The 20,329-nt window shown below is 66.1% G+C and carries 16 protein-coding genes, 7 tRNA genes and 1 pseudogene; 12 read left to right on the top strand and 12 right to left on the bottom strand.

What is annotated here, in order from left to right; genetic code table 11:
• Positions 1-212 precede the first annotated feature (212 nt).
• From FQS62_RS13955 to FQS62_RS13940, 4 genes are all read left to right on the top strand, one after another.
• A complete protein-coding gene (locus tag FQS62_RS13955) occupies positions 213-428 on the top strand; it encodes a hypothetical protein (RefSeq protein ID WP_005410085.1) in 216 nt (71 codons plus the stop codon).
• A 207-nt stretch (positions 429-635) separates the two neighbouring features.
• Positions 636-3,023 (top strand): Tex family protein, encoded by a 2,388-nt coding sequence (locus tag FQS62_RS13950; RefSeq protein ID WP_208042857.1) that lies wholly within the window; start codon positions 636-638, stop codon positions 3,021-3,023.
• A gap of 207 nt (positions 3,024-3,230) precedes the next feature.
• The gene (locus FQS62_RS13945) at positions 3,231-5,420 is read left to right on the top strand and encodes a PAS domain S-box protein (RefSeq protein WP_088480923.1); all 2,190 of its coding nucleotides are present in this window, start codon (positions 3,231-3,233) and stop codon (positions 5,418-5,420) included.
• Positions 5,421-5,482: 62 nt separating this feature from the next.
• A complete protein-coding gene (locus FQS62_RS13940; RefSeq protein ID WP_049443534.1) occupies positions 5,483-5,713 on the top strand; it encodes a hypothetical protein in 231 nt (76 codons plus the stop codon).
• Positions 5,714-5,751: 38 nt separating this feature from the next.
• Here the strand turns inward: FQS62_RS13940 and FQS62_RS13935 are convergent.
• Positions 5,752-6,839: pseudogene (locus tag FQS62_RS13935) on the bottom strand (DUF5694 domain-containing protein).
• A 111-nt stretch (positions 6,840-6,950) separates the two neighbouring features.
• Between FQS62_RS13935 and FQS62_RS13930 the strand changes: the two are divergent.
• Positions 6,951-7,535 (top strand): GNAT family N-acetyltransferase, encoded by a 585-nt coding sequence (locus FQS62_RS13930; RefSeq protein WP_226053633.1) that lies wholly within the window; start codon positions 6,951-6,953, stop codon positions 7,533-7,535.
• A 254-nt stretch (positions 7,536-7,789) separates the two neighbouring features.
• Positions 7,790-9,616, top strand: coding sequence for a methyl-accepting chemotaxis protein (locus FQS62_RS13925; protein WP_208042858.1), 1,827 nt, complete (start codon positions 7,790-7,792; stop codon positions 9,614-9,616).
• Here the strand turns inward: FQS62_RS13925 and FQS62_RS13920 are convergent.
• The 3 genes from FQS62_RS13920 to FQS62_RS13910 form a co-directional block, all read right to left on the bottom strand.
• Positions 9,613-11,052 (bottom strand): GGDEF domain-containing protein, encoded by a 1,440-nt coding sequence (locus tag FQS62_RS13920; RefSeq protein WP_099589147.1) that lies wholly within the window; start codon positions 11,050-11,052, stop codon positions 9,613-9,615. The two genes, FQS62_RS13925 and FQS62_RS13920, sit on opposite strands and share 4 nt — an antisense overlap.
• A gap of 197 nt (positions 11,053-11,249) precedes the next feature.
• The gene (locus tag FQS62_RS13915) at positions 11,250-11,711 is read right to left on the bottom strand and encodes a GNAT family N-acetyltransferase (RefSeq protein WP_226053634.1); all 462 of its coding nucleotides are present in this window, start codon (positions 11,709-11,711) and stop codon (positions 11,250-11,252) included.
• Positions 11,712-11,781: 70 nt separating this feature from the next.
• Positions 11,782-11,867: transfer RNA gene (locus FQS62_RS13910), tRNA-Leu, on the bottom strand.
• 132 nt (positions 11,868-11,999) lie between these two features.
• On the opposite strand from FQS62_RS13910, the gene FQS62_RS13905 reads away from it, so the two are divergent.
• Positions 12,000-12,380, top strand: a complete 381-nt coding sequence (locus tag FQS62_RS13905) for a response regulator (protein WP_049443545.1) — start codon at positions 12,000-12,002, stop codon at positions 12,378-12,380.
• 10 nt (positions 12,381-12,390) lie between these two features.
• Here the strand turns inward: FQS62_RS13905 and FQS62_RS13900 are convergent, their stop codons facing one another.
• The gene (locus FQS62_RS13900) at positions 12,391-13,347 is read right to left on the bottom strand and encodes an SOS response-associated peptidase family protein (RefSeq protein ID WP_049443547.1); all 957 of its coding nucleotides are present in this window, start codon (positions 13,345-13,347) and stop codon (positions 12,391-12,393) included.
• A 77-nt stretch (positions 13,348-13,424) separates the two neighbouring features.
• On the opposite strand from FQS62_RS13900, the gene FQS62_RS13895 reads away from it, so the two are divergent.
• Positions 13,425-13,841, top strand: a complete 417-nt coding sequence (locus FQS62_RS13895) for a GNAT family N-acetyltransferase (RefSeq protein ID WP_049443549.1) — start codon at positions 13,425-13,427, stop codon at positions 13,839-13,841.
• Between the two features lie 143 nt (positions 13,842-13,984).
• Here FQS62_RS13895 and FQS62_RS13890 read toward each other — a convergent pair.
• The 7 genes from FQS62_RS13890 to FQS62_RS13860 form a co-directional block, all read right to left on the bottom strand.
• Positions 13,985-14,060 (bottom strand) — tRNA-Glu (locus FQS62_RS13890).
• A gap of 47 nt (positions 14,061-14,107) precedes the next feature.
• A tRNA-Ala gene (locus FQS62_RS13885) sits at positions 14,108-14,183 on the bottom strand.
• Positions 14,184-14,228: 45 nt separating this feature from the next.
• Positions 14,229-14,304 (bottom strand) — tRNA-Glu (locus FQS62_RS13880).
• Positions 14,305-14,353: 49 nt separating this feature from the next.
• A tRNA-Ala gene (locus FQS62_RS13875) sits at positions 14,354-14,429 on the bottom strand.
• A gap of 185 nt (positions 14,430-14,614) precedes the next feature.
• Positions 14,615-14,690 (bottom strand) — tRNA-Glu (locus FQS62_RS13870).
• A 54-nt stretch (positions 14,691-14,744) separates the two neighbouring features.
• A tRNA-Ala gene (locus FQS62_RS13865) sits at positions 14,745-14,820 on the bottom strand.
• A 103-nt stretch (positions 14,821-14,923) separates the two neighbouring features.
• Positions 14,924-15,322, bottom strand: coding sequence for a heavy metal-responsive transcriptional regulator (locus tag FQS62_RS13860; protein WP_049449287.1), 399 nt, complete (start codon positions 15,320-15,322; stop codon positions 14,924-14,926).
• Between the two features lie 185 nt (positions 15,323-15,507).
• Between FQS62_RS13860 and FQS62_RS13855 the strand changes: the two genes are divergently transcribed.
• The 4 genes from FQS62_RS13855 (at position 15,508) to FQS62_RS13840 (ending at position 20,272) form a co-directional block, all read left to right on the top strand.
• A complete protein-coding gene (locus FQS62_RS13855; RefSeq protein ID WP_049449285.1) occupies positions 15,508-16,575 on the top strand; it encodes a GlxA family transcriptional regulator in 1,068 nt (355 codons plus the stop codon).
• Positions 16,576-16,655: 80 nt separating this feature from the next.
• Complete coding sequence (locus FQS62_RS13850) at positions 16,656-17,459, top strand: TlpA disulfide reductase family protein (protein ID WP_208042859.1); 804 nt, start codon at positions 16,656-16,658, stop codon at positions 17,457-17,459.
• Between the two features lie 30 nt (positions 17,460-17,489).
• Positions 17,490-18,326 (top strand): thiol:disulfide interchange protein DsbG, encoded by an 837-nt coding sequence (gene dsbG / locus FQS62_RS13845; RefSeq protein WP_088480931.1) that lies wholly within the window; start codon positions 17,490-17,492, stop codon positions 18,324-18,326.
• 512 nt (positions 18,327-18,838) lie between these two features.
• Positions 18,839-20,272 (top strand): DcaP family trimeric outer membrane transporter, encoded by a 1,434-nt coding sequence (locus FQS62_RS13840; protein ID WP_099589154.1) that lies wholly within the window; start codon positions 18,839-18,841, stop codon positions 20,270-20,272.
• Positions 20,273-20,329: the final 57 nt, after the last annotated feature.

Here is a 20,329-nt window from a genome sequence, read left to right as displayed (position 1 = left end):
CGCCGTTGGCGGGAATCCCCGCGGATTCGTTAGCCGGAAGTTAAAGATCCGTAAGCATTCTGCTGCGATCCCGCAGTCATCTGCATGCAACCGATCGTCATTAGCCTTCGTGACGTTCCAGTCAGGTTCGACGCGGTAAGCTCTCCCTCGATGAGCTCGCAGCATCGCTCATCGAGTGCAGTACGCAGTAGCAATTTGGAGGAATACATCACATGGCAATCGTTCTTTATGTCGGTGGTAGCAAGGATGGCGAGAAGGGCGTGGTGCCCTACGGCTTCAGTAAATCCCGCGCCGACACCGCGCTGGGGCCGGAGTTCTACACGGAGCGGTTCATGGAACTGCAGGGTGTCGGCAAGGTCCGCCTGATGGCCCTGGAAGGCATGCGTGACGAGATCGTCATGCAGCGCGCCGCCCGCCACTACCGCTGACCTCCGCAACACGCGGCAGGGCGCGCCCACCATCGCGCGCCCGCGCCGGCATCCCAGCCCAGGGCCAGTCCGAGCCCTCTCGTTGCCAGGATGCCGGCGTCCAATCCGGCCCCGCCGCTGAACCTCGCCCCCTGTCAATGCCTTGTCCGGCTCCGTCGTGGATTGCCAGAATGGGGTCTTCCCGAACCGCGGCACAGACCTGAAGCAATGCACGACGCCAAGAACGCACAGAGCGCGCTCGCCCAGCAGATCGCCCAGACCATCGCCGACGAGATCGGTGCCCAGTCCGCCCAGGTACGCGCCGCCGTCGGGCTGCTCGACGAGGGCGCCAGCGTTCCGTTCATTGCGCGCTACCGCAAGGAAGTGACCGGTGGCCTGGACGACACCCAGCTGCGCAATCTGGAAGTGCGCCTGACCTACCTGCGCGAGCTGGAGGATCGCCGTGCGGCGGTGCTGGCCAGCATCGGCGAGCAGGGCAAGCTCAGCGACGAACTGCGCAACGACATCCTGGCCGCCGATACAAAGAGCCGCCTGGAAGACCTGTACCTGCCGTACAAGCCCAAGCGCCGCACCCGCGCCCAGATCGCCCGCGAGGCCGGCCTGGAGCCGCTGGCCGATGGCCTGCTGGCCGACCCGACGAAGGACCCGCAGACGTTCGCGGCCACCTTCGTCGACACCGACAAGGGCGTGGCCGATACCAAGGCCGCGCTGGAAGGCGCGCGCGCGATTCTGATGGAGCGCTGGGGCGAAGATGCCGCGCTGGTCGGCGAGCTGCGCACCTGGCTGGGCGAGACCGGCGTGATCCGTGCCCGCGTGGCCGAGGGCAAGGAAACCGAAGGCGCCAAGTACCGCGATTACTTCGAGCATGCCGAGGCGCTGGCGAAGATTCCATCGCACCGCTTGCTGGCACTGTTCCGTGCGCGCCGTGAGGAGATCCTGTTCCTGGAACTGGACCCGGGCAGCGATGCCGAGGCCGGCCACCAGTACGCCGAAGGGCGCGTGGCGCGCAAGGCCGGGATTGCCGACCAGGGCCGTGCCGCCGACCGTTGGCTGCTGGATGCCTGCCGCCTGACCTGGCGCGCCAAGCTGCACACCCATCTGTTGCTGGACCTGTTCAACCAGGCCCGCGAGAAGGCCGAGGCCGAGGCCATCGCCGTGTTCGGTGACAACCTGAAGGACCTGCTGCTGGCGGCTCCGGCCGGCCCGAAGACCGTGCTCGGGCTGGACCCGGGTATCCGCACCGGTTGCAAGATCGCCGTGGTCGATCCCACCGGCAAGCTGGTCGCCACCGACACCATCTACCCCCACGAACCCCGCCGTCAGTGGGAGCAGTCGCTGCAGACGATCAAGCAGCTGTGCGCCAAGCACAACGTCGAGCTGATCGCGATCGGCAACGGCACCGCCAGCCGCGAGACCGACAAGCTGGCCGGCGAAGCGATCAAGGCCGCTGGCAACCCGAAGCTGCAGAAGGTGGTGGTCAGCGAGGCCGGTGCCTCGGTGTACTCGGCCTCCGAGTTCGCGGCCAGGGAATTCCCGGGCCTGGACGTGTCGCTGCGTGGCGCGGTGTCGATCGCGCGCCGCCTGCAGGACCCGCTGGCCGAACTGGTCAAGATCGATCCCAAGGCGATCGGTGTCGGCCAGTACCAGCACGACGTGGATCAGTACCGGCTGGCGCGGGCGCTGGACGCGCGCGTGGAGGACTGCGTGAACGCGGTCGGCGTGTACGTGAACACCGCCTCGGCCGCGCTGCTGTCGCGGGTGTCCGGCCTGTCGGCCACGGTGGCCGAGAACATCGTGCGCCATCGTGACGACAACGGCCCGTTCAAGCGTCGCAAGGACCTGCTCAAGGTCGCGCGCCTGGGCGAGAAGACCTTCGAACAGTGCGCGGGCTTCCTGCGTATCGCCGATGGTGACCAGCCGCTGGACGCCTCGGCGGTGCACCCGGAAGCCTATCCGGTGGTCGAGCGCATCGTGGCCAGCACCGCGCGCCCGATCAAGGCGCTGATCGGTGATGGCAGCTTCCTGCGTGGCCTGAAGGCAGAACAGTTCACCGACGACACCTTCGGCGTGCCGACCGTGCGCGACATCCTGAAGGAACTGGAAAAGCCGGGCCGCGATCCGCGTCCGGAGTTCAAGGCCGCGCGCTTTGCCGAGGGCGTCGAGGACATCAAGGACCTGCGCGAAGGCATGGTGCTGGAAGGCGTCGTGAGCAACGTGGCCGCCTTCGGTGCCTTTGTCGATATCGGCGTGCACCAGGATGGCCTGATCCACATCTCGGCGCTGTCCGATACCTTCGTGAAGGACCCGCGCGACGTGGTCAAGGCCGGCGACATCGTCAAGGTGAAGGTGCTGGAGGTGGACGTGGCGCGCAAGCGCATCGCCCTGACCCGGCGCCTGGACGATACCCCCGGCCAGGCCACGAGCCGCCCTGCCCAGCGCGATGAGCGAGGCCAGGGGCAGGGGCCTCGCCGTGACGCGGGCGGCCAGAACCGTGGGCCGAACCGCGGCCAGGGCGCCACCAGCCGTCCCGCCCAGTCTGCGCCGCCGGCCAACAACGCCCTCGCCGAGGCCTTCGCACGGGCCAGGCGCAGCTGAGGATCGTGCCCCCCGTCACGGTTGATCCGGGGCGGGGGACTTGTCGGTTTTCCCCGTGATTGCGCACACTTGCGCCTGAGGGGGGCGTTCGGCCTCCCCGCTGTCGCTGGGGAGGGCCATGACGCCAGCACGACCCGCCGTCTTCGTCGCAGGCTGCAGCGTTTCGCTGCGGTCGGCGCCTGCCCGTGCCGGCAGGGGACCGGAGTGATGGCAGGCCAGGGAAACAACGGCAACGGGCTGCTTGAGCGGCGCCTGCAGGAGCTGTCCGAAGAGCGCCGCCGGCTGGCGATGATCATCGATGGCACTGCTGCGGGCACCTGGGAATGGAACGTGCAGACCGGCGAGATGCGGGTCAACGCGCGCTGGGCCGAGATCGTCGGCTACCGCCTGGAAGAACTGGAACCGATCTGCCAGAAGACCTTCCTGAAGCTGGTGCACCCGGATGACATCGCGGTGTCCGATGCAGCGCTGGATGAGCATTTTGAAGGGCGCGCCGACAACTACGCCTGCCTGCTGCGCATGCGCCACAAGAACGGCCAGTGGATCTGGATCCAGGACCGCGGCCGGGTCTTTGAGTGGGATGGGCAGGGCAAACCGCTGTGGATGGCCGGTGCCCATGCGGATGTGACCGAGCTGCAGCAGGCCCGCCAGGATGCGGCCGAGACCCGCCAGCGCCTGCAGGCGGTGGTCGATGCCTCTGACGAGGTTGCGGTGATCGCCACCGATACCGACGGCACCATCACCCTGTTCAATACCGGCGCACAGCGCCTGCTCGGTTACACCGCGTCGGAGGTCGTCGGCCAGCGCCGCCTCGATGCCTTCCATGATCCGGCCGAACTGCAGGCCTGGTTGCAGCCGCTGGCCGATGCTGATGGCAATCTGCCCGGCGTGTTCGAGGCGCTGAGCGCGCGTGCTGACGGACAGACCTACTCGCGGCAATGGACGCTGCGGCGCAAGGATGGCCAGTCACGCCAGGTGCGCCTGTCGATCAGCCGCATGGAAGGCGCCAACGGAGCGCGTATTGGCTACGTCGGCATGGCGATCGACATTACCGAGATCCTGCAGGCGCGCGCCGAGGCGCGCCTGTCGGCGGAGAAGTTCGCCGGCGCGTTCACCAGTGCGGCGCTGGGCATGGCGCTGGTGTCGCTGGAAGGCCGCTGGCTGGACGTCAATGACGCACTGTGCCGGATCCTGGGCTACCCCCGCGAAGAGCTGCTGCAGGTCGATTTCCAGCGGCTGACCCATCCCGATGACCTGCAGACCGATCTGGCCCTGGTGCAGGACCTGCTGGCTGGGCGGCGCAGCCACTACCACCTGGAGAAACGCTACCTCGATCGCGATGGACGCGTGATCTGGGCGCGGCTGTCGGTATCGCTGGTGCGCAACGAGCACGGCGAGCCGCTGCATTTCGTGTCGCAGATCCAGGACATCAGCGCCCAGCGCAGCAGCGAGCAGCGCCTGTTCGAGAGCGAGCAGCGCAGCCGTATCACGCTGGATGCGGTGGCCGACCTGGTGCTCAGTGTCAGCCTGGATGGCCGTATCGACTATGCCAATGCCGCCGCGGTGCGCACGTTGGCGGGCGACGGTGCGCTGTCGCTGGCCGGGCACAAGGTGCAGGACGTGCTGGCGTTGACCACCGAGTACGCGCCGGGGTCGGTGCTGGACGTGTCGGTACTGCTGGATCCGGAAAGCAACGCGGTGGACCTGCATGCCGACCTGCTGCTGCGCCTGGGTACTGCCACGGTGCCGGTGGACCTCACCCGCGCCTGGTTGCGCGATGACGAGGGCCACGTTCGCGGCGCGGTCTGGGTGCTGCGCGACGATACCCAGCAGCGTGCCCGCCAGCGCGAGGCACGGCACCTGGCCGAGATCGACCCGCTGACCGAACTGAGCAACCGCCGTGGCTTCGAGGTGCACCTGCAGCAGGCGATCACCCGCGTTGAACGTACCGGCCAGGCCGCGTCGCTGATGTACATCGATCTGGACAGGTTCAAGCCGATCAATGACACCTGGGGCCATCTGGCCGGCGATGCCGTGCTGTGGGCGGTGGCCAGCGTGCTGCGTCACGGGGTGCGCGATTCGGACGTGGTGGCGCGGCTGGGCGGCGACGAGTTCGCGGTGATCCTTTCCGGGTGTACGCCGCGCCGCGCGGCCCGCATCGGCGGTGAACTGCTGCACACCTTGGCATCGCTGTCGATTCCGTGGGACCGGGACCGCCTGCATGTGGGCGCCAGCATCGGTATCGCGCCACTGGCGGGTGGGATGAGCGTGGACCAGGCTGTGGCGGCGGCTGATGCCCAGTGCTACCGGGCCAAGGCAATGGGTCGCAACAACGTGCAGGTGCAGGGCGAGGCCAGTGAGCTGCCGGGCGACGACATCGACCCGACCGACGGCTGATCTCAGCCTGTGAGAGGGCGTGCGCGAATACTCCGCGCACTTCCCCACGTACAGGTGACCCCATGAATGTCTGCAATCCGGTAACGGTGCGTGCCTTCGCCCCGGCTCTGGTTGGCTGGTGCTTGGCCCTGGCCGCCTGCCTGCGTGCGGAACAGCTGCGCGGCGATCTGCACGCGCAGGCCCTGCTGCCGGTACTGCAGGGCGGCGCGGCCGCCCTGCTGGTGTTCACGCTGTCCTGCATCGGTGCCGCCAGCATCGTGTTGTGGCGGGCGGGCAGGAACGCAGTGGAGTGATGCGGTGGAGGGTGACCGCATCCCCATGTCATGTTGCGTCAGCGTAATACTTCATCCGAACTGACCAGCTGCACATCGTGCATCAGGTTGAGGTAAGCCTCGTAGTAGCCCTTGTGCGAGGCGCCGACGATGGTCAGCATGCGGGTGCCTGGGTGCTGGCCCAGCACATCCCGCATGTTGGCGACCATGCGCAGGTTGCGGGTTTCCCAGTAGCCCACATAGTTGCGGCCGAAGCCCTCGGGAGATGGTTCCACCAGGGTCGCACCGAAGTCGCTGTTGTAAGCCATCATCGCGGCGTCCGAGGTGTTGTAGGCGCGATACATCGCGAGCAGCCCCTCGGGTTTGTCGAGGTTGGCTTCGAGCGGCTCGTCAGCGGCCATTCGCGTCTTGACGAATGGATTGTCCCAAGCGGCCCGGATGGCTGCGATGTAGGCTTTCCTTCGCGATTCCGGCGTGGGCGAATCCGCGGTGTGGTCGTCGACCGACCACAGCCGTTCCAGCCCCAGCCGTGCGGCCAGTACCCCTGCGACCATGCCCACTTCGTCCGGCCTGGCCATGCGGGTGTCGAGGTAGCGCACCAGCTCGGGCGTCAGGCTGTCACCGGCACGGCGCTCTTCGCTGGGCAACCGCAGCCATTGCACGACGGCCGAACCGTTCTCGCCCGCAGCGAGGAAAACCGCGGCCAACCGTCGCCGCTGGGCGGCGGTGGGTGTGCCCGGCCATTCCGCAAGCAGACGTTCCATCTCGGCATTGGCGCTGGGAACGTCCAGGCCGGTTGCTGCCTGCGCCGGCGCTGGATCGACGCAGTAGTCCTCGACACTTCCGGCGTAGCGGCCTGGATTGCGACGCATGAAGTCGCACTGCAGGCCGGACAGGTTCTCGACCGCGATCACCGTGGGCTGCCAGGCCTGCAGACGCTGCAGCAGGGGTTCCAGCATGGCTGGCCTGAAGGTCTTCGGCAGGCTGGACAGATGCGGGCTGCCAGCACCAGCACCTCGTTCGGGCGACCCGCAGGTGGACCCTTCAGCTGGTCGGGATGGAAGGACGGCCGATAGGCGGCATCGGCAGCCAGGGCACCGGTACTGCACAGTCCCAGGAAGAGGTAGCTGGCCAAGCGTGCAAGCATGTGATCTCCGTGTCCGCGAACATCCTTCAGGTCACTGCATGCTGGCCGTTTCCCTGCCCCGGGGAATCCCCCGTTGGTCATGGCCCTTTCGGCTTGCGTTGCATGCGTCTCATGAGCGAGGCTGGATTCAATGGAAACGTGGTGCAGGACATGACCCCAGGCAACCGGGTGATCGAAAGTGCGAGGTTGTGCCTGCGGCCTTTCACGGCGGCGGATGCCGATGAGGCGTTCACCGCGATCACGCCGGGACTGACACGCTACATGGCCTTCGAACCGCCGCCGTCTGAGGAGGCCTTCGCTGCGGTCTGGCAGGCGTGGTTGCCCACCATCGCCAAGGGCACGGACATCACCTTTGTCATTCGCCGACGTGACGATGGCGCCTTCCTTGGTCTGGCCGGCCTGCATCGGACCATGGACGCCGAGCCCGAGCTCGGCATCTGGATCGACGAAGCGATGCATGGGCAGGGCTATGGCCGGGAAGCCGTGGCGGCGGTGTGGTCGTGGGCTTCCGGGCGCCTGCGATGCGCAGCATTCCGCTATCCGGTGGCCGAGCAGAACGCACCGAGCCGGCGTCTGGCCGAATCCCTGGGGGGCGTGCCCGTTGCGCGTGAGCAGCAAGTGAAGTACACGGCGATCGTCTATCGCATTCCTGCGCATATGCCTGGAGTTGCGACGGACGTCGCGGAATCCCGCTAAAGCCCCGAACCCGATCGCCGATATCCCCTCTGGATCCCGCTCCAGTCCCCCGCTGCAGGACCCCTGGCTGCCCTGGATGGGCGGTCCGCGCTGTGTGTTCCGCCGTTCCCTATGCCGATCGCACCCGCACCAGACGTTCTTGCCAGCCGCTCGAGGGGTGCCTGCCGGTACCTGTAGTCCCAAGCAACTGAAGTTGCCGCCGGGCATCCCGCCCGTCGGGTCGCAACCGCTTACCGGACACCGAGGATCAGACAATGCTCATTCCAGGCTTCACGGCGGGCGCGCAGGCGCCGGCCGAGCTGCATACCCGCTGGTCGCCGTGGCGCGCGCTGCTGGGCGCCCTTGCGCCGCAGCAGCGCACCCGCACCGAGCCGGCGGCAACCGACCGCGCCGAACTTGAAGCCCAGATCGCGGCGCTGCATCGCGTGCAGGCGGTCATCGAGTTCGCGCTCGACGGCACCATCCTGCAGGCCAATGACAATTTCCTGCAGGCGATGGGCTACCGGCTGGAGGAGATCCAGGGCAAACATCATTCCCTGTTCGTTGACCCCGAACAGGCGCGCAGCGCCGAATACCGCGACTTCTGGGCGCGCTTGGGGCGCGGCGAATATGACGCCGGACAGTACCGCCGCTTCGGCAAGGGGCAGCGCGAGATCTGGATCCAGGCCTCGTACAACCCCGTGCTGGACCGCCAGGGGCGGCCGTACAAGGTGGTCAAGTTCGCCACCGACATCACCGCGCAGAAACTGCAGGCGGCCGATTCGGCCGGGCAGCTGGCCGCGATCGCCAAATCGCAGGCGGTGATCGAATTCAGCATGGATGGGCGCATTCTCTCGGCCAACGAGAACTTCCTCACGGTCACCGGCTACAGCCTGGATGAAGTGCGCGGGCAGCATCATTCGCTGTTTGTCGAGCCGGATCACCGCAGCAGTGATGAGTATCGTCGCTTCTGGGAGAAACTCGGACGCGGCGAATACGATGCCGGCCAATATCGTCGCTTGGGCAAGGGCGGGCGCGAGGTATGGATCCAGGCCTCCTACAACCCCATCCTCGACCTCAACGGGAAGCCGTTCAAGGTCGTCAAATACGCGACCGACATCACCGCGCAGGTGCATCAGAACCAGGCCATGCAGCGCGCGGTGGCGCAGACCCGGGAGGTGGTGGCGGCTGCCAAGCAGGGCGATCTGACCCGGCGCATTGCGATGAAGGACAAGCAGGGTTCGATCGCGGAGCTGTGCGAGGGCGTGAACTCGCTGGTCGAGGCGATGGCGGCGATCATTGGCCAGATCAAGTTTGCTGCCGACACCATTGCGGTGGGCGCGACCGAAATCGCGCAGGGCAACAGCGATCTGTCGCAGCGCACCGAACAGCAGGCCGCCTCGCTGGAGGAGACCGCCGTTTCGATGAAGGGCCTGGCCGAGACCGTGCAGCGCACCGCCACCAACGCCCGCCAGGCCAGCCAGCTGGCCGGTGGCGCGGCCGATGTCGCTGCGCGTGGTGGCAGCGTGGTGCATGAGGTGGTCGAGACAATGGCGGTGATCAATGCGTCGTCGCGGCGCATCGTCGACATCATCGGCGTGATCGACGGCATCGCCTTCCAGACCAATATCCTGGCGCTGAATGCAGCGGTGGAGGCCGCACGTGCCGGTGAACACGGCCGTGGCTTCGCCGTGGTCGCCACCGAGATCCGCGAACTGTCGCAGCGTTCGGCCAGCGCAGCCAAGGAGATCAAGCACCTGATCGACGAGTCGGTTGCCAATGTGGGGGCCGGCACCGCCCAGGTCGAGAGCGCGGGCCGCACCATGGATGAAATCGTGACCAACGTCCGCCGGGTGAGCGACCTGATGACCGAGATCAGTACCGCCTCGCAGCAGCAGAGTGATGACATCCAGCAGATGAACCATGCGGTCGATCTGATCGACCAGGGCACCCAGCAGAACGCGGCGCTGGTCGAGGAGGCCTCGGCGGCGGCACGCAGCATGGAGGAACAGTCGGCACAACTGCTGCACACCGTGGCGAGCTTCCGTGTGCACGGCGGGGCCGGCCATCCGCATGGGGTGGCCGCGTTGCACGCGGTCTAGGCGCGGCGTCCGGCAGTCGCTACCCCGGCCGCCTTGGCCGGGGCGAGCTGCACGCAGTTGCGGCCGGCGTGCTTGGCCCGGTACAGGGCCTGGTCGGCGCGGTCGACCAGATCATCCGGCTCGCGCTCGTCGCTGGCGGACTGCCAGGCGACGCCGACGCTGATGGTCACGTGGCCGTCCGGGGCGGGCAACGCCGCGTATTCGACGGCAGCGCGCAGTCGCTCGCCCAGATCCAGCGCATGCGAGGTGTCGGATGAGGGCAGGGCGGCGATGAACTCCTCGCCACCGTAGCGGGCCAGCAGGTCATCGCCGCGCTGCAGGCAGCCGTCGAGGATCGCGGCAACGGCGCGCAGGCGGCGGTCGCCCTCAGGGTGACCGTAGGTGTCATTGAGCCGCTTGAAGTGATCGATGTCGATCATCAGCACGGCCAGGCCCAAGCCCTGGCGGCGGGCGCGGCGGTGGGCCGCGCCAAGCGATTCATCGAAGCTGCGCCGGTTGCCCAGCCCGGTCAGCGGATCGCGCCGGGCCAGCGTTTCCAGCTCATCGCGCTGGCGCTGGATCTCGGCCTGGCTCAGCACGCTGCGCAGCGCATAGCCGAGCAGGGCGCCGATGAATCCGATCGTGGCCAGGGTCGGCTGCAGGCGTGCGACCAGCAGCGCCACCATCATCAGCAGCAACGGCAGCATCAGCGGCACACCGGCATCGACGATGCGGCGCAGGTTGGGCGATACCGGCGCTGCAGGGCGGCGGCGGTTGCTGCCTGCCATGATCGCCAGCAGTACGAACAGTCCGCTGATCAGCAGGTCCTGCCAGTTGCCGTCCGGCGCCTGCGGCTGGTAGGTGTTGATGTAGAAGGCCAGCAGGAAGTAACCCAGCGCGTAGATCGTCAGCGTCCGGAAAAAATCCCGGCGATCCGCATTGTCCTCGGCCAGGAAGCGGATCAGTGCGAAGCAGAACACCAGGCTGTTCTGCACGTTGCTCATGGTGTTCAGGCATTGCGTCCACAAGGCGGTGTTCAACGGAGCCATTGCCCGCGCATGCATGTAGTACAGCAACCACAGCAGCGCGATGATCCCGAAGTCCACTGCACGGATGTAGCGGTTCCCGCCCCCCGGGCTGGCAGCGACGTAGATGAGTGGAATCCGGTAGAACACGTACAGGATCAACGATGAGGCGGTCATCTGCGCAGGGGAGAGGCCGGCCACGTTCCGGTACAGCAGGGCCAGCAATGCAAGCGCGAACAGGGCGACGGCGGCGCCCAGCGTCCGCCATTGGCAGGCGGCCTGGCTGCAGCGTGCGCGCCGCAGACAGGCCAATGCGGCCAGCAGCGGCGCGGAGATCAGCAGGAGGTAGGAGCCGACCGGGTCCTGGGGGCCGATCAAAGCGATGACAAGCGCGTGCACGACCAGAAAAAACAGTGCAGCACGCAGCGTCATGCATTCCCCCGCCCACAGATACGGCGGGATCACGATAGGCAGATGTACCTGCGGCTGGCAAGAAAAGTGTGATGCGCATCCAGTGCGAACCTTGTCGAAAGTCGCAATTGTGTGTCAGGGGGATGACCTAGCCGTGCCTTCGAGGTGGGCGTACATCCAGAAGCCACGGGGCTGTCCCCGTACCCGCCGGTAGGCGCTCAGGAGCCCTTCGCGCTGCATGCCCAGGCGTTCCAGCACGGCGATCGAGCGGATGTTGCTGTCCAGCACGGTCGCCTGGATACGGACCAGGCGCGTGCGGAATGACCCCATTCAAGCACCGCGCGTGCCGCCTGCGTGGCCAATCCCTGTCCCTGCCAGTGGGGGTCGAGGTCATAGGCGAGCTCGCCGCGGCCATGCAGGAGGTCGATGCCGTTCAGGCCGAAGGTGCCGATCAGCCGGTCGCCTGAATCCACCAGTCCCCAGCGCTGGTCGGGGGACGTGGGCAGGTAACCGGCGATCAGCTGGCGCAATGCGGCTTCCGAGACCTCGTTCCAGCTGGTGTGTTCGATCACGCCCGGTAGAGACAGGTAGCGGGACCATGCGGCCGCATCATCCACCCGCAGGGCGCGCAGGCGTGCGGGCAGGGTGTCTGGAAGTGACGGCAGACGTGAGGCAGGCATGCCGGGCAGTGTGGTCACTCCGTGCCTGGAAAAGCAAAAGGCCAGGTCGGGGACCTGGCCTTTGATGCTGTGGTGCCGGTGAAAGGACTCGAACCTTCATGGGGTCACCCCCGGCTGATTTTGAGTCAGCTGCGTATACCATTCCGCCACACCGGCAGGCAGCGTGCGAGTGTAACCGAGGTCGGCAGGGCTTTCATAGAGGCAAGGCCGATCGGGGCGCTTCCTGTCGGCATCGGCTCTGTGATGGCTATACTGCGGCGGCTTGAATGCCTCCAGGAGCGGTAGCCGATGACAGTGTTGCAGGACCTGAGGGTGCTGGTGGTCGAGAACGACGAGATGAGTGCCGCACTGCTGCAGATGCAGCTGGTGCATGCCGGCGCGACCGTGGTCGGGTTGGCGGCGAGCGTGGATGAGGCACTGCGCCTGTTGAAGGAAAGCTCTCCAGACGTGGCTCTGCTCGATTACCGCTTGGCCCGGAACGAGACCAGTGAGCCGGTGGCTGCCGCGTTGTCGGCACGCGGTGTGCCGTTCGTACTGGCGACCGGGATGCTGGCCGAGCAGTTGCCGGCGTCGATGCTGACCGGCGTGCTGCTGGTCAAGCCGTACCTGTCGGCGGATCTGTGCCAGGCGCTGGTGCGTGCCGTGGGTCGCTCCCGGGTCAAGGCCTGAGGCCTGTGTTTCAGCCTGCTTCCTCGTACACGTAGCGGATGTCCTCACGGTCGTCGAGGATCCGGTACTGCCGGGCCAGGTCATCCGGATCGGGATTGAGCCAGGCGTCCAGGTGCTCCCTGCGGATCGGCACGACGCCGCGGTCGTGGCCTGCAGCGGCGACGTCGTGTGGAGGGGTGTCGGTGATCGTGGCGAATGACAGCAGGCGACCTTCCGGGCCCTCCCATTCCGCCCACAGGCAGGCCAGCAGCAGGTCGCGCTGTGGATCGGGGCGGAACTCCAGCACCACGTCATCCTCCTTCTCGCCGGCGTCGAGCGTGCGCCCGGCGATGGCGTGGCGGGGTACGTGTTCGTAGAACGCCTGCACCACCACCACGCCATGGCGCAGGCCGAACGCGCCGCGCCAATAGCCTTCCAGGCTGTCGCGCCGCGCGTTGTAGGTACCCGGATAAAGCACGTCGTTGCGCGCGGGCTTGTCCGGCAGCCGGCACTGGTAACGCATCGGCTTGATCACGCGCTTGCCGTTCTCGCTGACCATCACCGGTGCGTAGGTGCCTGGGAAGATGCGGTTGTCGCGTGGCAGCAGCTGTACCCGGTGCAGGTCTTCCAGGCGGGACTGCGCGCGCTCGATGCGATTGCCGGCCACGCGCAGGTCGTTGCGTGCCTTCTGGGTGGGGCGGGTCGCCAGGGTGGCGTTGGCGATATCGCGCCGCTCGCGCTGGCGCGACAGCTCCGCCTCGAGATCCTGGCGTTCCTGCGCATGCCATTGCTGGATCTTTGCAACGATGTCACGGCCCTGCTCGGTGCGCGCAGCGGCAAAGCCGTCGTCCATGGCCTTGGGCGTCTTCGGGCGCTTCTTGCCGGGATCGTGTGCGTACAGCTCCGCGAATTCTTCCAACGACAGGATGGCGCCGAACTCGCGGACCAGCTTGGCGTAGTCGGCGCGGATCAGGGCGGAATAGCACATGGATGTTCTGCCGGCATGGGTCGCAGCGGCTGCGACGTGGATGCGGCAGGATAGCCCGACCTACAGGGAGATACTGCATGAACAATTCCATCGCCTGCCAATTCCGCGAGGGCGTGCCCACGGTCGAGGACTACTGCCAGCTGCGTGTACTGGCGGGCCTCAGCGCCAAGAGCCAGGAGGCGGCAACGCGCGCACTGCCCAATACGCTGTTTGGTGTCTGTGCGTACCAGGGCAGCGAGCTGGTGGCGATGGGGCGCATCGTGGGTGATGGCGGTTGCCACCTGCAGGTCTGCGATATCGCCGTGCTGCCACGGCTGCAGGGACAGGGGCTGGGCAAGGAGGTGATGCGCCGCCTGGATGGCTGGATGCAGGCGAACCTGCCGCCGTCGGCATACGTCAGCCTGCTCGCCGATGGTGAAGCGCATCGTTTGTACGCGCAGTTTGGTTTCGCGCCCACCGCGCCGGCATCGATCGGAATGTATCGCCGGTTCTGAGGTGTGGTCGAGGTGAGGCCATCCATGCATGGCGCGGATCTACTGCAGGAGCCCGGTAGATCCATGCCATGCATGGATAGGACGGTTTGACGGCAGATCGCAGGCAAAGAAAAACCCCGGCCGAAGCCGGGGTTTCAAATAATTGGCGTCCCCACGGGGATTCGAACCCCGGTCGCCACCGTGAAAGGGTGATGTCCTAGGCCTCTAGACGATGGGGACGCACGAAAACTTCAAGTTGTAGATGCTTCGACGGCCTAATGTCGAAGTGGTGGAGCCAAGCGGGATCGAACCGCTGACCTCCTGCATGCCATGCAGGCGCTCTCCCAGCTGAGCTATGGCCCCATGAAACTCCGGATGATCTGCCGGGAGCAGAGTCCGTTTTGAAACTGGCGTCCCCACGGGGATTCGAACCCCGGTCGCCACCGTGAAAGGGTGATGTCCTAGGCCTCTAGACGATGGGGACGCACGAAAAACTTCAAGTTGTAGAACCTTCGACGGCCTAATGTCGAAAGTGGTGGAGCCAAGCGGGATCGAACCGCTGACCTCCTGCATGCCATGCAGGCGCTCTCCCAGCTGAGCTATGGCCCCGTGTTACCGAGCCGCCTATCATACCTGCGTGTTCACGTTTGTGGAAGTCTTTTTTGAACTTTTTTTCGTTCCGGTTCAACCGCAACCACGAGGGCAGGGGAACCGCAACGCCACAAGCTGAATGCCGGTAGGCGGTGAACAAAAAAGACCCGGTTATCGGCCGGGTCCTCGTTGTTCGTGATGAGTGGCGTCCCCACGGGGATTCGAACCCCGGTCGCCACCGTGAAAGGGTGATGTCCTAGGCCTCTAGACGATGGGGACGCAATTCTCATCAATGTTCTTTAGCGACCTTTCGACGGCCTAATGTCGAAAGATTGGTGGAGCCAAGCGGGATCGAACCGCTGACCTCCTGCATGCCATGCAGGCGCTCTCCCAGCTGAGCTATGGCCCCACGTCGCTGAGGAGCGAAATAATAGCCTTGCCCCAGGGGGTTGGCAAGCATTTGTTGCACTTTTCTTCACGTGCGCCGCAACGCCGTTATCGGTCGTCCATGCTTATGCATTGTCGTCGGTCAGTGCCGCCAGAATCGGGCACTGGTCCAGCGAGCCGTGGCCGGGGCAGGCGTCGACCAGCTGTGACAGCGCGGCGTGCATGCGCTGCAGCTCGGCCATCCGTCGCGCGATGTCCTGCAGGCGGGCCTGCGCAGTGTCGCGCACGCTGCCCATGTCCTGCTGATGGCGATCGCTGAGTGCGAGCAGTTCGCCGATTTCCTCCAGGCTGAAGCCCAGCGCCTTGGCACGGCGGATGAAGCGCAGCCGGCGCAGGTCCGGCTCACCGAAGATGCGGTAGCCCCCGGCCGAGCGGGCCGCTGTCGGCAGCAGCTGCTGCCGCTCGTAGTAGCGCACCGTGTCGATCGGCACGCCCGCCTGGCGGGCCAGTTGTCCAATGTTCATCGCGGATTCCTGCGGATGCTGTGGCCATTGTGAAGCCTTGAGTCTGGTCGAGGGTCAAGGCTTTGCGCCGATGTGCGCATTCAGCGCACTTTGCAACTTTCTTCATAGCCCTGCCGTCGGACCAGTTCCTACCCTTCGCCTGAACCGGCCATTCAATGGCCTGCAACGAACCGAGGAGGTGGTCAGTGGATGGAATCAGGAACGAAGGATTCGTCGAGGTCGCGGTGGTCGAGTACCCGGGAGGCGACCCGTCCGCGGCATCGGTGCTGGCGGAAATGGCCCACGTCGCCAATCGCCTCGCCCAGCAGCAGCGCCGACCGTTCAAGCGCGTACTGGTTACGCGCTGGATCGTACCGGCCAGCCAGACCGGCGTGCATCGCATTGCCGGTGCGGAAATGCTCGAAGCCGCCATTCCTGCGGTGATCGCGGTTCCCGGCCAGATCAGTCCCGGAACCTGCCTGCGTGCCGAAGAAGTCCTGCTGGACTGGCTGCGTGCCCACTACGACGGTGGCAGCCTGCTGGCGGCCGCCAGCGATGGGGTGAGTGTGCTGGCGCGTGCCGGCCTGCTGGCCGGGCGAACGGTCAGCGGGCCCGATCTGGTGCGGCATCCCGGATTGCAGGCGCAGTCGATGAGCTGGGTACCCAGTGAGCGTGCGCTGGTTGACGATGGCGATCTGCTGACGGTCGGCGGTTTGCAGGCCTGGCGATTCCTGGGCCTGCGGCTGCTGTACCGGCTGCACGGGCAGGGGGTGGCGAGCGCGGTCGCGCAACAGCTGGGCATCACCGTGCCAGCGGGCATCCAGCAGGATCTGGAGCGTTTCAGTGCCAATTTCGCCCATGGCGATCGCGATGTGCTGAAGGCGCAGCGGTGGCTGCATACCACTGCGGCACGAGGCGCCACCCTGGCGGCCATCTGTGAGGTTTCCGGGTTGGAGCCGCGCACGCTGCAGCGACGTTTTCTCCGGGCCACCGGTCTGCGCCCGATCGAGTACTGCCAGCGGCTGCGCATTGCCAAGGCCCAGACCCTGCTGCAACAGGGGGCCGGTATCGACGAAGTTGCCTGGGGCGTGGGCTATGCCGATCAGAGCGCTTTCCGGCGCCTGTTCCTTCGTATCGTGGGCATGACGCCGGCCAACTATCGTCGCCACGTCAGCAGCAAGCGGCGAGAGAGGCCTCTGATGCCCTCGGTCGCAGGCAGTCTGCGCGGGTTGCAGGCACCGTCGGGCGTGCAGTTGGGGCGAAGTGCCGCGTGATGCCTGATATCGGGCGGCGCTTGCAACCTGGGCGCGACGCTTCGACCATGCAGGCAGTGGACGATTGAGCAGGTGGATTGATGTCGAGTGTTGGACCGGTACCCATGCCGGTGGTGTTGATCCTCGTTTGCATGTTGCTGGCGATGGCTGTGGCCCGTCTGTGGCCACGGAGGGAAGACGAAAGACCGCTGCCATCGGCAGCAAGCATGGTGTTGGACATGCTGCTGATCGGCCTGTTGTGTGGCCGCCTCAGTTTTGTCGCCCTGAACATCGCGCTCTATCGCGAAGCTCCCTGGAGCATTCTGCAGATCGCCGACGGTGGCTATCACCTGGTGGTGGTGCTGGTGGCAGGACTGGCATGGGGTTTGTGGCGCTTGCGGCCGTGGCCCACGCTGCGTATGCCGGTGCTGATCAGCGCTCTGATCGGCGTGCTGCTCTGGGCGGGTGGCGGTCAGGTGCTGTCGGCCTGGCAGGAGCGGCAGATGCCATTGCCGGTGTTGCAGGTAACGGACCTTCAAGGCGGCGAGGTCGATCTGCAGGAGTTCCGGGGCAAGCCGCTGGTGCTGAATCTGTGGGCCACATGGTGCGGGCCCTGCCGGCGCGAAATGCCCGTGTTGGCGGCGGCACAGCAGGCACATGCCGATGTGCAGTTCGTGTTCCTCAATCAGGGTGAAACCCTGGATGAGGTCCAAGGTTTCCTCGCCAGCGAACGACTGGCGCTGGGCAACGTGTTGCTGGACGATGACACTGCCGCTTCAACTGTGCTGGGCGTGCAGGCCTATCCTTCCACGCTCTTCTTCGATGCCGACGGGCGCCTGCGTGAACTGCACCTGGGCGAACTGACTGCGGCCGGTCTTGAACACAAACTGCGCCGGCTGCGGTAGCCTGCCCGGGCATCTCACTACGGAGTTCCCATGTTGTCGACTTCCATGCGCATCGCTCCGGCGGTGCTGTTGCTGCCGGTCATGCTGGCATTGGCCGCCTGCAGCCAGGCCCAGACCCCACCGGGCAAGGCGGCCCCGGCAGCAACTGCTCCGGCTGCTGCGACCAAGGGCGACCGTCCTGCCGTGCTGAAGGGTATCGAGAAGCACGGTTTCGAGGTGGTTGCCGAGTTCGATGCGCCGGGTGGCCTGCGTGGCTTTGCGGGCGTGGTGGGTGGCCAGCAACCGGCCGCGGCCTACGTCACCGCCGATGGCAAGCACGTACTGGTGGGTAGCCTGTTTGATGCCGAGGGCAATGACGTCGCGGCCGAAGCCGTGGAGAAACTGGTTGCCGCGCCGATGTCGGCCAAGATGTGGACCAAGCTGGAGACCAGTGCCTGGGTGCGTGACGGCAAGGCCGATGCGCCGCGCGTGGTCTATACCTTCAGTGATGCCAACTGTCCGTACTGTCACAAGTTCTGGGAAGCCGCACGGCCGTGGGTCGATGCCGGCAAGGTGCAGCTGCGTCACATCATGGTCGGCGTCATCCGCGAGGACAGCCCGGCCAAGGCGGCGGCCATCCTCGCTGCACGTGACCCGAGCGCGGCGCTGCTGCAGAACGAGCACGATTTTGATCGCGGTGGCATCAAGGCGCTGCCGAACATCAGTCGTGAGATCGCCGGCAAGCTCGACGCCAACCAGGTGTTGATGATCGAGATGGGCTTCCAGGGCACGCCGGGCATCCTGTTCCAGGACGCACAGGGCCAGGTGCAGCGTCGAGCTGGCCTGCCGCAGGGCGCTGACCTGCAGACGGTGCTGGGCCCGCGCTGAGTTGCGCCTTTCATCGTGAATGACCCACGGGCCCGCATGGCAGCATGCGGGCCTGTTGCTTTCCGTGATCAGGAACGGTGTGCGGCCTGCGCATCATTTGTTCGTCGTCACGTCTGAATAGTGACTGACATCAAGCCTCGCGCCTTGATTCCAATCAAGGCCAAAAACGACAGGTGAGCTAGCCTTTGACGCATGGATTACAGCGTCAACGCGCGATGGATGTCGCGCTCGCCAAGCCCTGATCGGGGCCGGTCGGCTCAGCCATTCACGACACTCTCACCCTGTGCTTGTTACCCAGACCGCTGCGGTCGCCACCTCTCTGGCAGCGCGGCCTTGATGGCGTCGACATCGGTACAGGCAGGGCAGTGTCACGGTCCTGTTGTCTGTCATGCGCAGGCTGGCCGGTGTCGTCGACGCAGTATCCGCATTTCCAGCAACAGCGGCGCGAAGCCGGGGTGGCACAGGCGTGCGTCCCGTCAGCGCGAATCAAGTGTTCGTCCAGGGAGGATGCAATGCGCGTGGCGGTACTGAGTCTGGCCTGCTTGACCGCACTGGCGATCACGCCGGCGTATGCACAGACAGTCGACAAGGAGGACGCACAGGCGCTGCGTCGTGAGATTGCGGCCATGCGCCAGGCGCTGGAGGGCATGCAGCAGCGGTTGGATCGCCTCGAGCAGCGCGATGGAACTGTTGGGCCCGCCACTGCGCAGGCGCCCGCATCCGTGGTCGCGCCCGCCAGCACTACCCATCTGCTGCATCCCACCCAGGTGCCGGGCGTGGCACAACCCGTACTGCCGCAACGCGAATCGGTGGCCGATCCGTCCACCGCCGCATCGCGACCGGACAGTGCGGCTGGTCCGACCGATCCTGACCTGAAGGGCTTCTTCGCCATTCCCGGTACCGACACGGTGATCCGCATCGGCGGCTACGCCAAGCTGGATGCCATTGCCGATTCGCGTGCAGCGGGTGACGAGGATCAGTTCATTCCCTCGTCGATGCCGGTGGGTGGCAGCCATCGCGATGTTTCCAACTTCAACATCCATGCCAAGCAGACCCGCTTCAGCTTCGAGGCGCGGCGCCCGACCACGCACGGCAACCTGCGCTTCTACCTCGAGAACGACTTCTTCGGCAGCAGTGACGGCTACGAATTCCGCCTGCGCCATGCCTATGGCCAGCTGGGCAATACCTACGCCGGTTACGGCTACTCCAGCTTCATGGATGCGGACAGCCTGCCCGACACTTTGGATTTCGCAGGGCCTGGCGGTGCTGGTTACCTGCTGGTGGCGGGCATTCACCACAGCTTTGCGATGGGCAAGGGCAACACCCTGACCGTCGCCGCCGAAGATCCGAAGACCGAACTGGCGGGTGCCAGCGATGAGCGGGCCGCGGTGAACCGGCTTCCTGATGTGACGGTGACGGCGCGTATGGAGCGCGAATGGGGCCACCTGCAGCTGGGTGCGGTGGCACGCAGCCTGGCCTATGACGGCGACGGCGAGCGTGACCGGCGCATGGCCGGCGGCCTGCAGCTCAGTGGTTCGGCATCGGCGGGCGAGCGCGACCTGGTGCTGTTTGGCGTACTCGGCGGGCGCGGCCTCAGCCGCTATACCGCCGACCTGACCGGCTCCGGGCTGGATGCGGTGGTCGGTGCCGATGGCCGCCTCGACGCGCTCGACCTGCACGGGGGCTTCGTCGGCTACACGCATTACTGGTCCGAGCTGTGGCGTTCGAACCTGATCTTCGGCCAGCTGACCCTGGAGCGGAATGCCGCGCTGGCGGCCGAGGCTTTCCGGCAGAGCCGCTACGGCGTGTTCAACCTGATCTGGAGCCCGGCGCCCTCGTGGACGATGGGCATGGAGCTGCTGTACGGCCGCCTGGAACAGCAGGGCGGCGCGCGCGGCGACACGGTCCGGGTGCAGGGGAGCCTGCAATACAACTTCATCAAATAGACGCCAGCGGTCGTACGCCAGCGTAACCCGTCCCCACGCCCGGCTGCACCGGGCTCA

Source organism: Stenotrophomonas sp. SBJS02, from assembly GCF_020428325.2.
GTDB lineage: Bacteria > Pseudomonadota > Gammaproteobacteria > Xanthomonadales > Xanthomonadaceae > Stenotrophomonas > Stenotrophomonas africana.
Note: the sequence above shows the minus strand (reverse complement) of the source record. Positions and strands in the feature narration are given on the sequence as shown.

Coding starts and splice junctions, on each gene's coding strand:
- FQS62_RS13900 (WP_049443547.1), bottom strand. CDS start 13,347: ATGTGCTATTCCGCCCTGATCCGCGCCGACTACGCCAAGCTGGTCCGC.
- FQS62_RS13905 (WP_049443545.1), top strand. CDS start 12,000: ATGACAGTGTTGCAGGACCTGAGGGTGCTGGTGGTCGAGAACGACGAG.
- dsbG (WP_088480931.1), top strand. CDS start 17,490: ATGTTGTCGACTTCCATGCGCATCGCTCCGGCGGTGCTGTTGCTGCCG.
- FQS62_RS13840 (WP_099589154.1), top strand. CDS start 18,839: ATGCGCGTGGCGGTACTGAGTCTGGCCTGCTTGACCGCACTGGCGATC.
- FQS62_RS13950 (WP_208042857.1), top strand. CDS start 636: ATGCACGACGCCAAGAACGCACAGAGCGCGCTCGCCCAGCAGATCGCC.
- FQS62_RS13925 (WP_208042858.1), top strand. CDS start 7,790: ATGCTCATTCCAGGCTTCACGGCGGGCGCGCAGGCGCCGGCCGAGCTG.
- FQS62_RS13915 (WP_226053634.1), bottom strand. CDS start 11,711: ATGCCTGCCTCACGTCTGCCGTCACTTCCAGACACCCTGCCCGCACGC.
- FQS62_RS13920 (WP_099589147.1), bottom strand. CDS start 11,052: ATGACGCTGCGTGCTGCACTGTTTTTTCTGGTCGTGCACGCGCTTGTC.
- FQS62_RS13930 (WP_226053633.1), top strand. CDS start 6,951: ATGAGCGAGGCTGGATTCAATGGAAACGTGGTGCAGGACATGACCCCA.
- FQS62_RS13940 (WP_049443534.1), top strand. CDS start 5,483: ATGAATGTCTGCAATCCGGTAACGGTGCGTGCCTTCGCCCCGGCTCTG.
- FQS62_RS13945 (WP_088480923.1), top strand. CDS start 3,231: ATGGCAGGCCAGGGAAACAACGGCAACGGGCTGCTTGAGCGGCGCCTG.
- FQS62_RS13860 (WP_049449287.1), bottom strand. CDS start 15,322: ATGAACATTGGACAACTGGCCCGCCAGGCGGGCGTGCCGATCGACACG.
- FQS62_RS13895 (WP_049443549.1), top strand. CDS start 13,425: ATGAACAATTCCATCGCCTGCCAATTCCGCGAGGGCGTGCCCACGGTC.
- FQS62_RS13955 (WP_005410085.1), top strand. CDS start 213: ATGGCAATCGTTCTTTATGTCGGTGGTAGCAAGGATGGCGAGAAGGGC.
- FQS62_RS13850 (WP_208042859.1), top strand. CDS start 16,656: ATGTCGAGTGTTGGACCGGTACCCATGCCGGTGGTGTTGATCCTCGTT.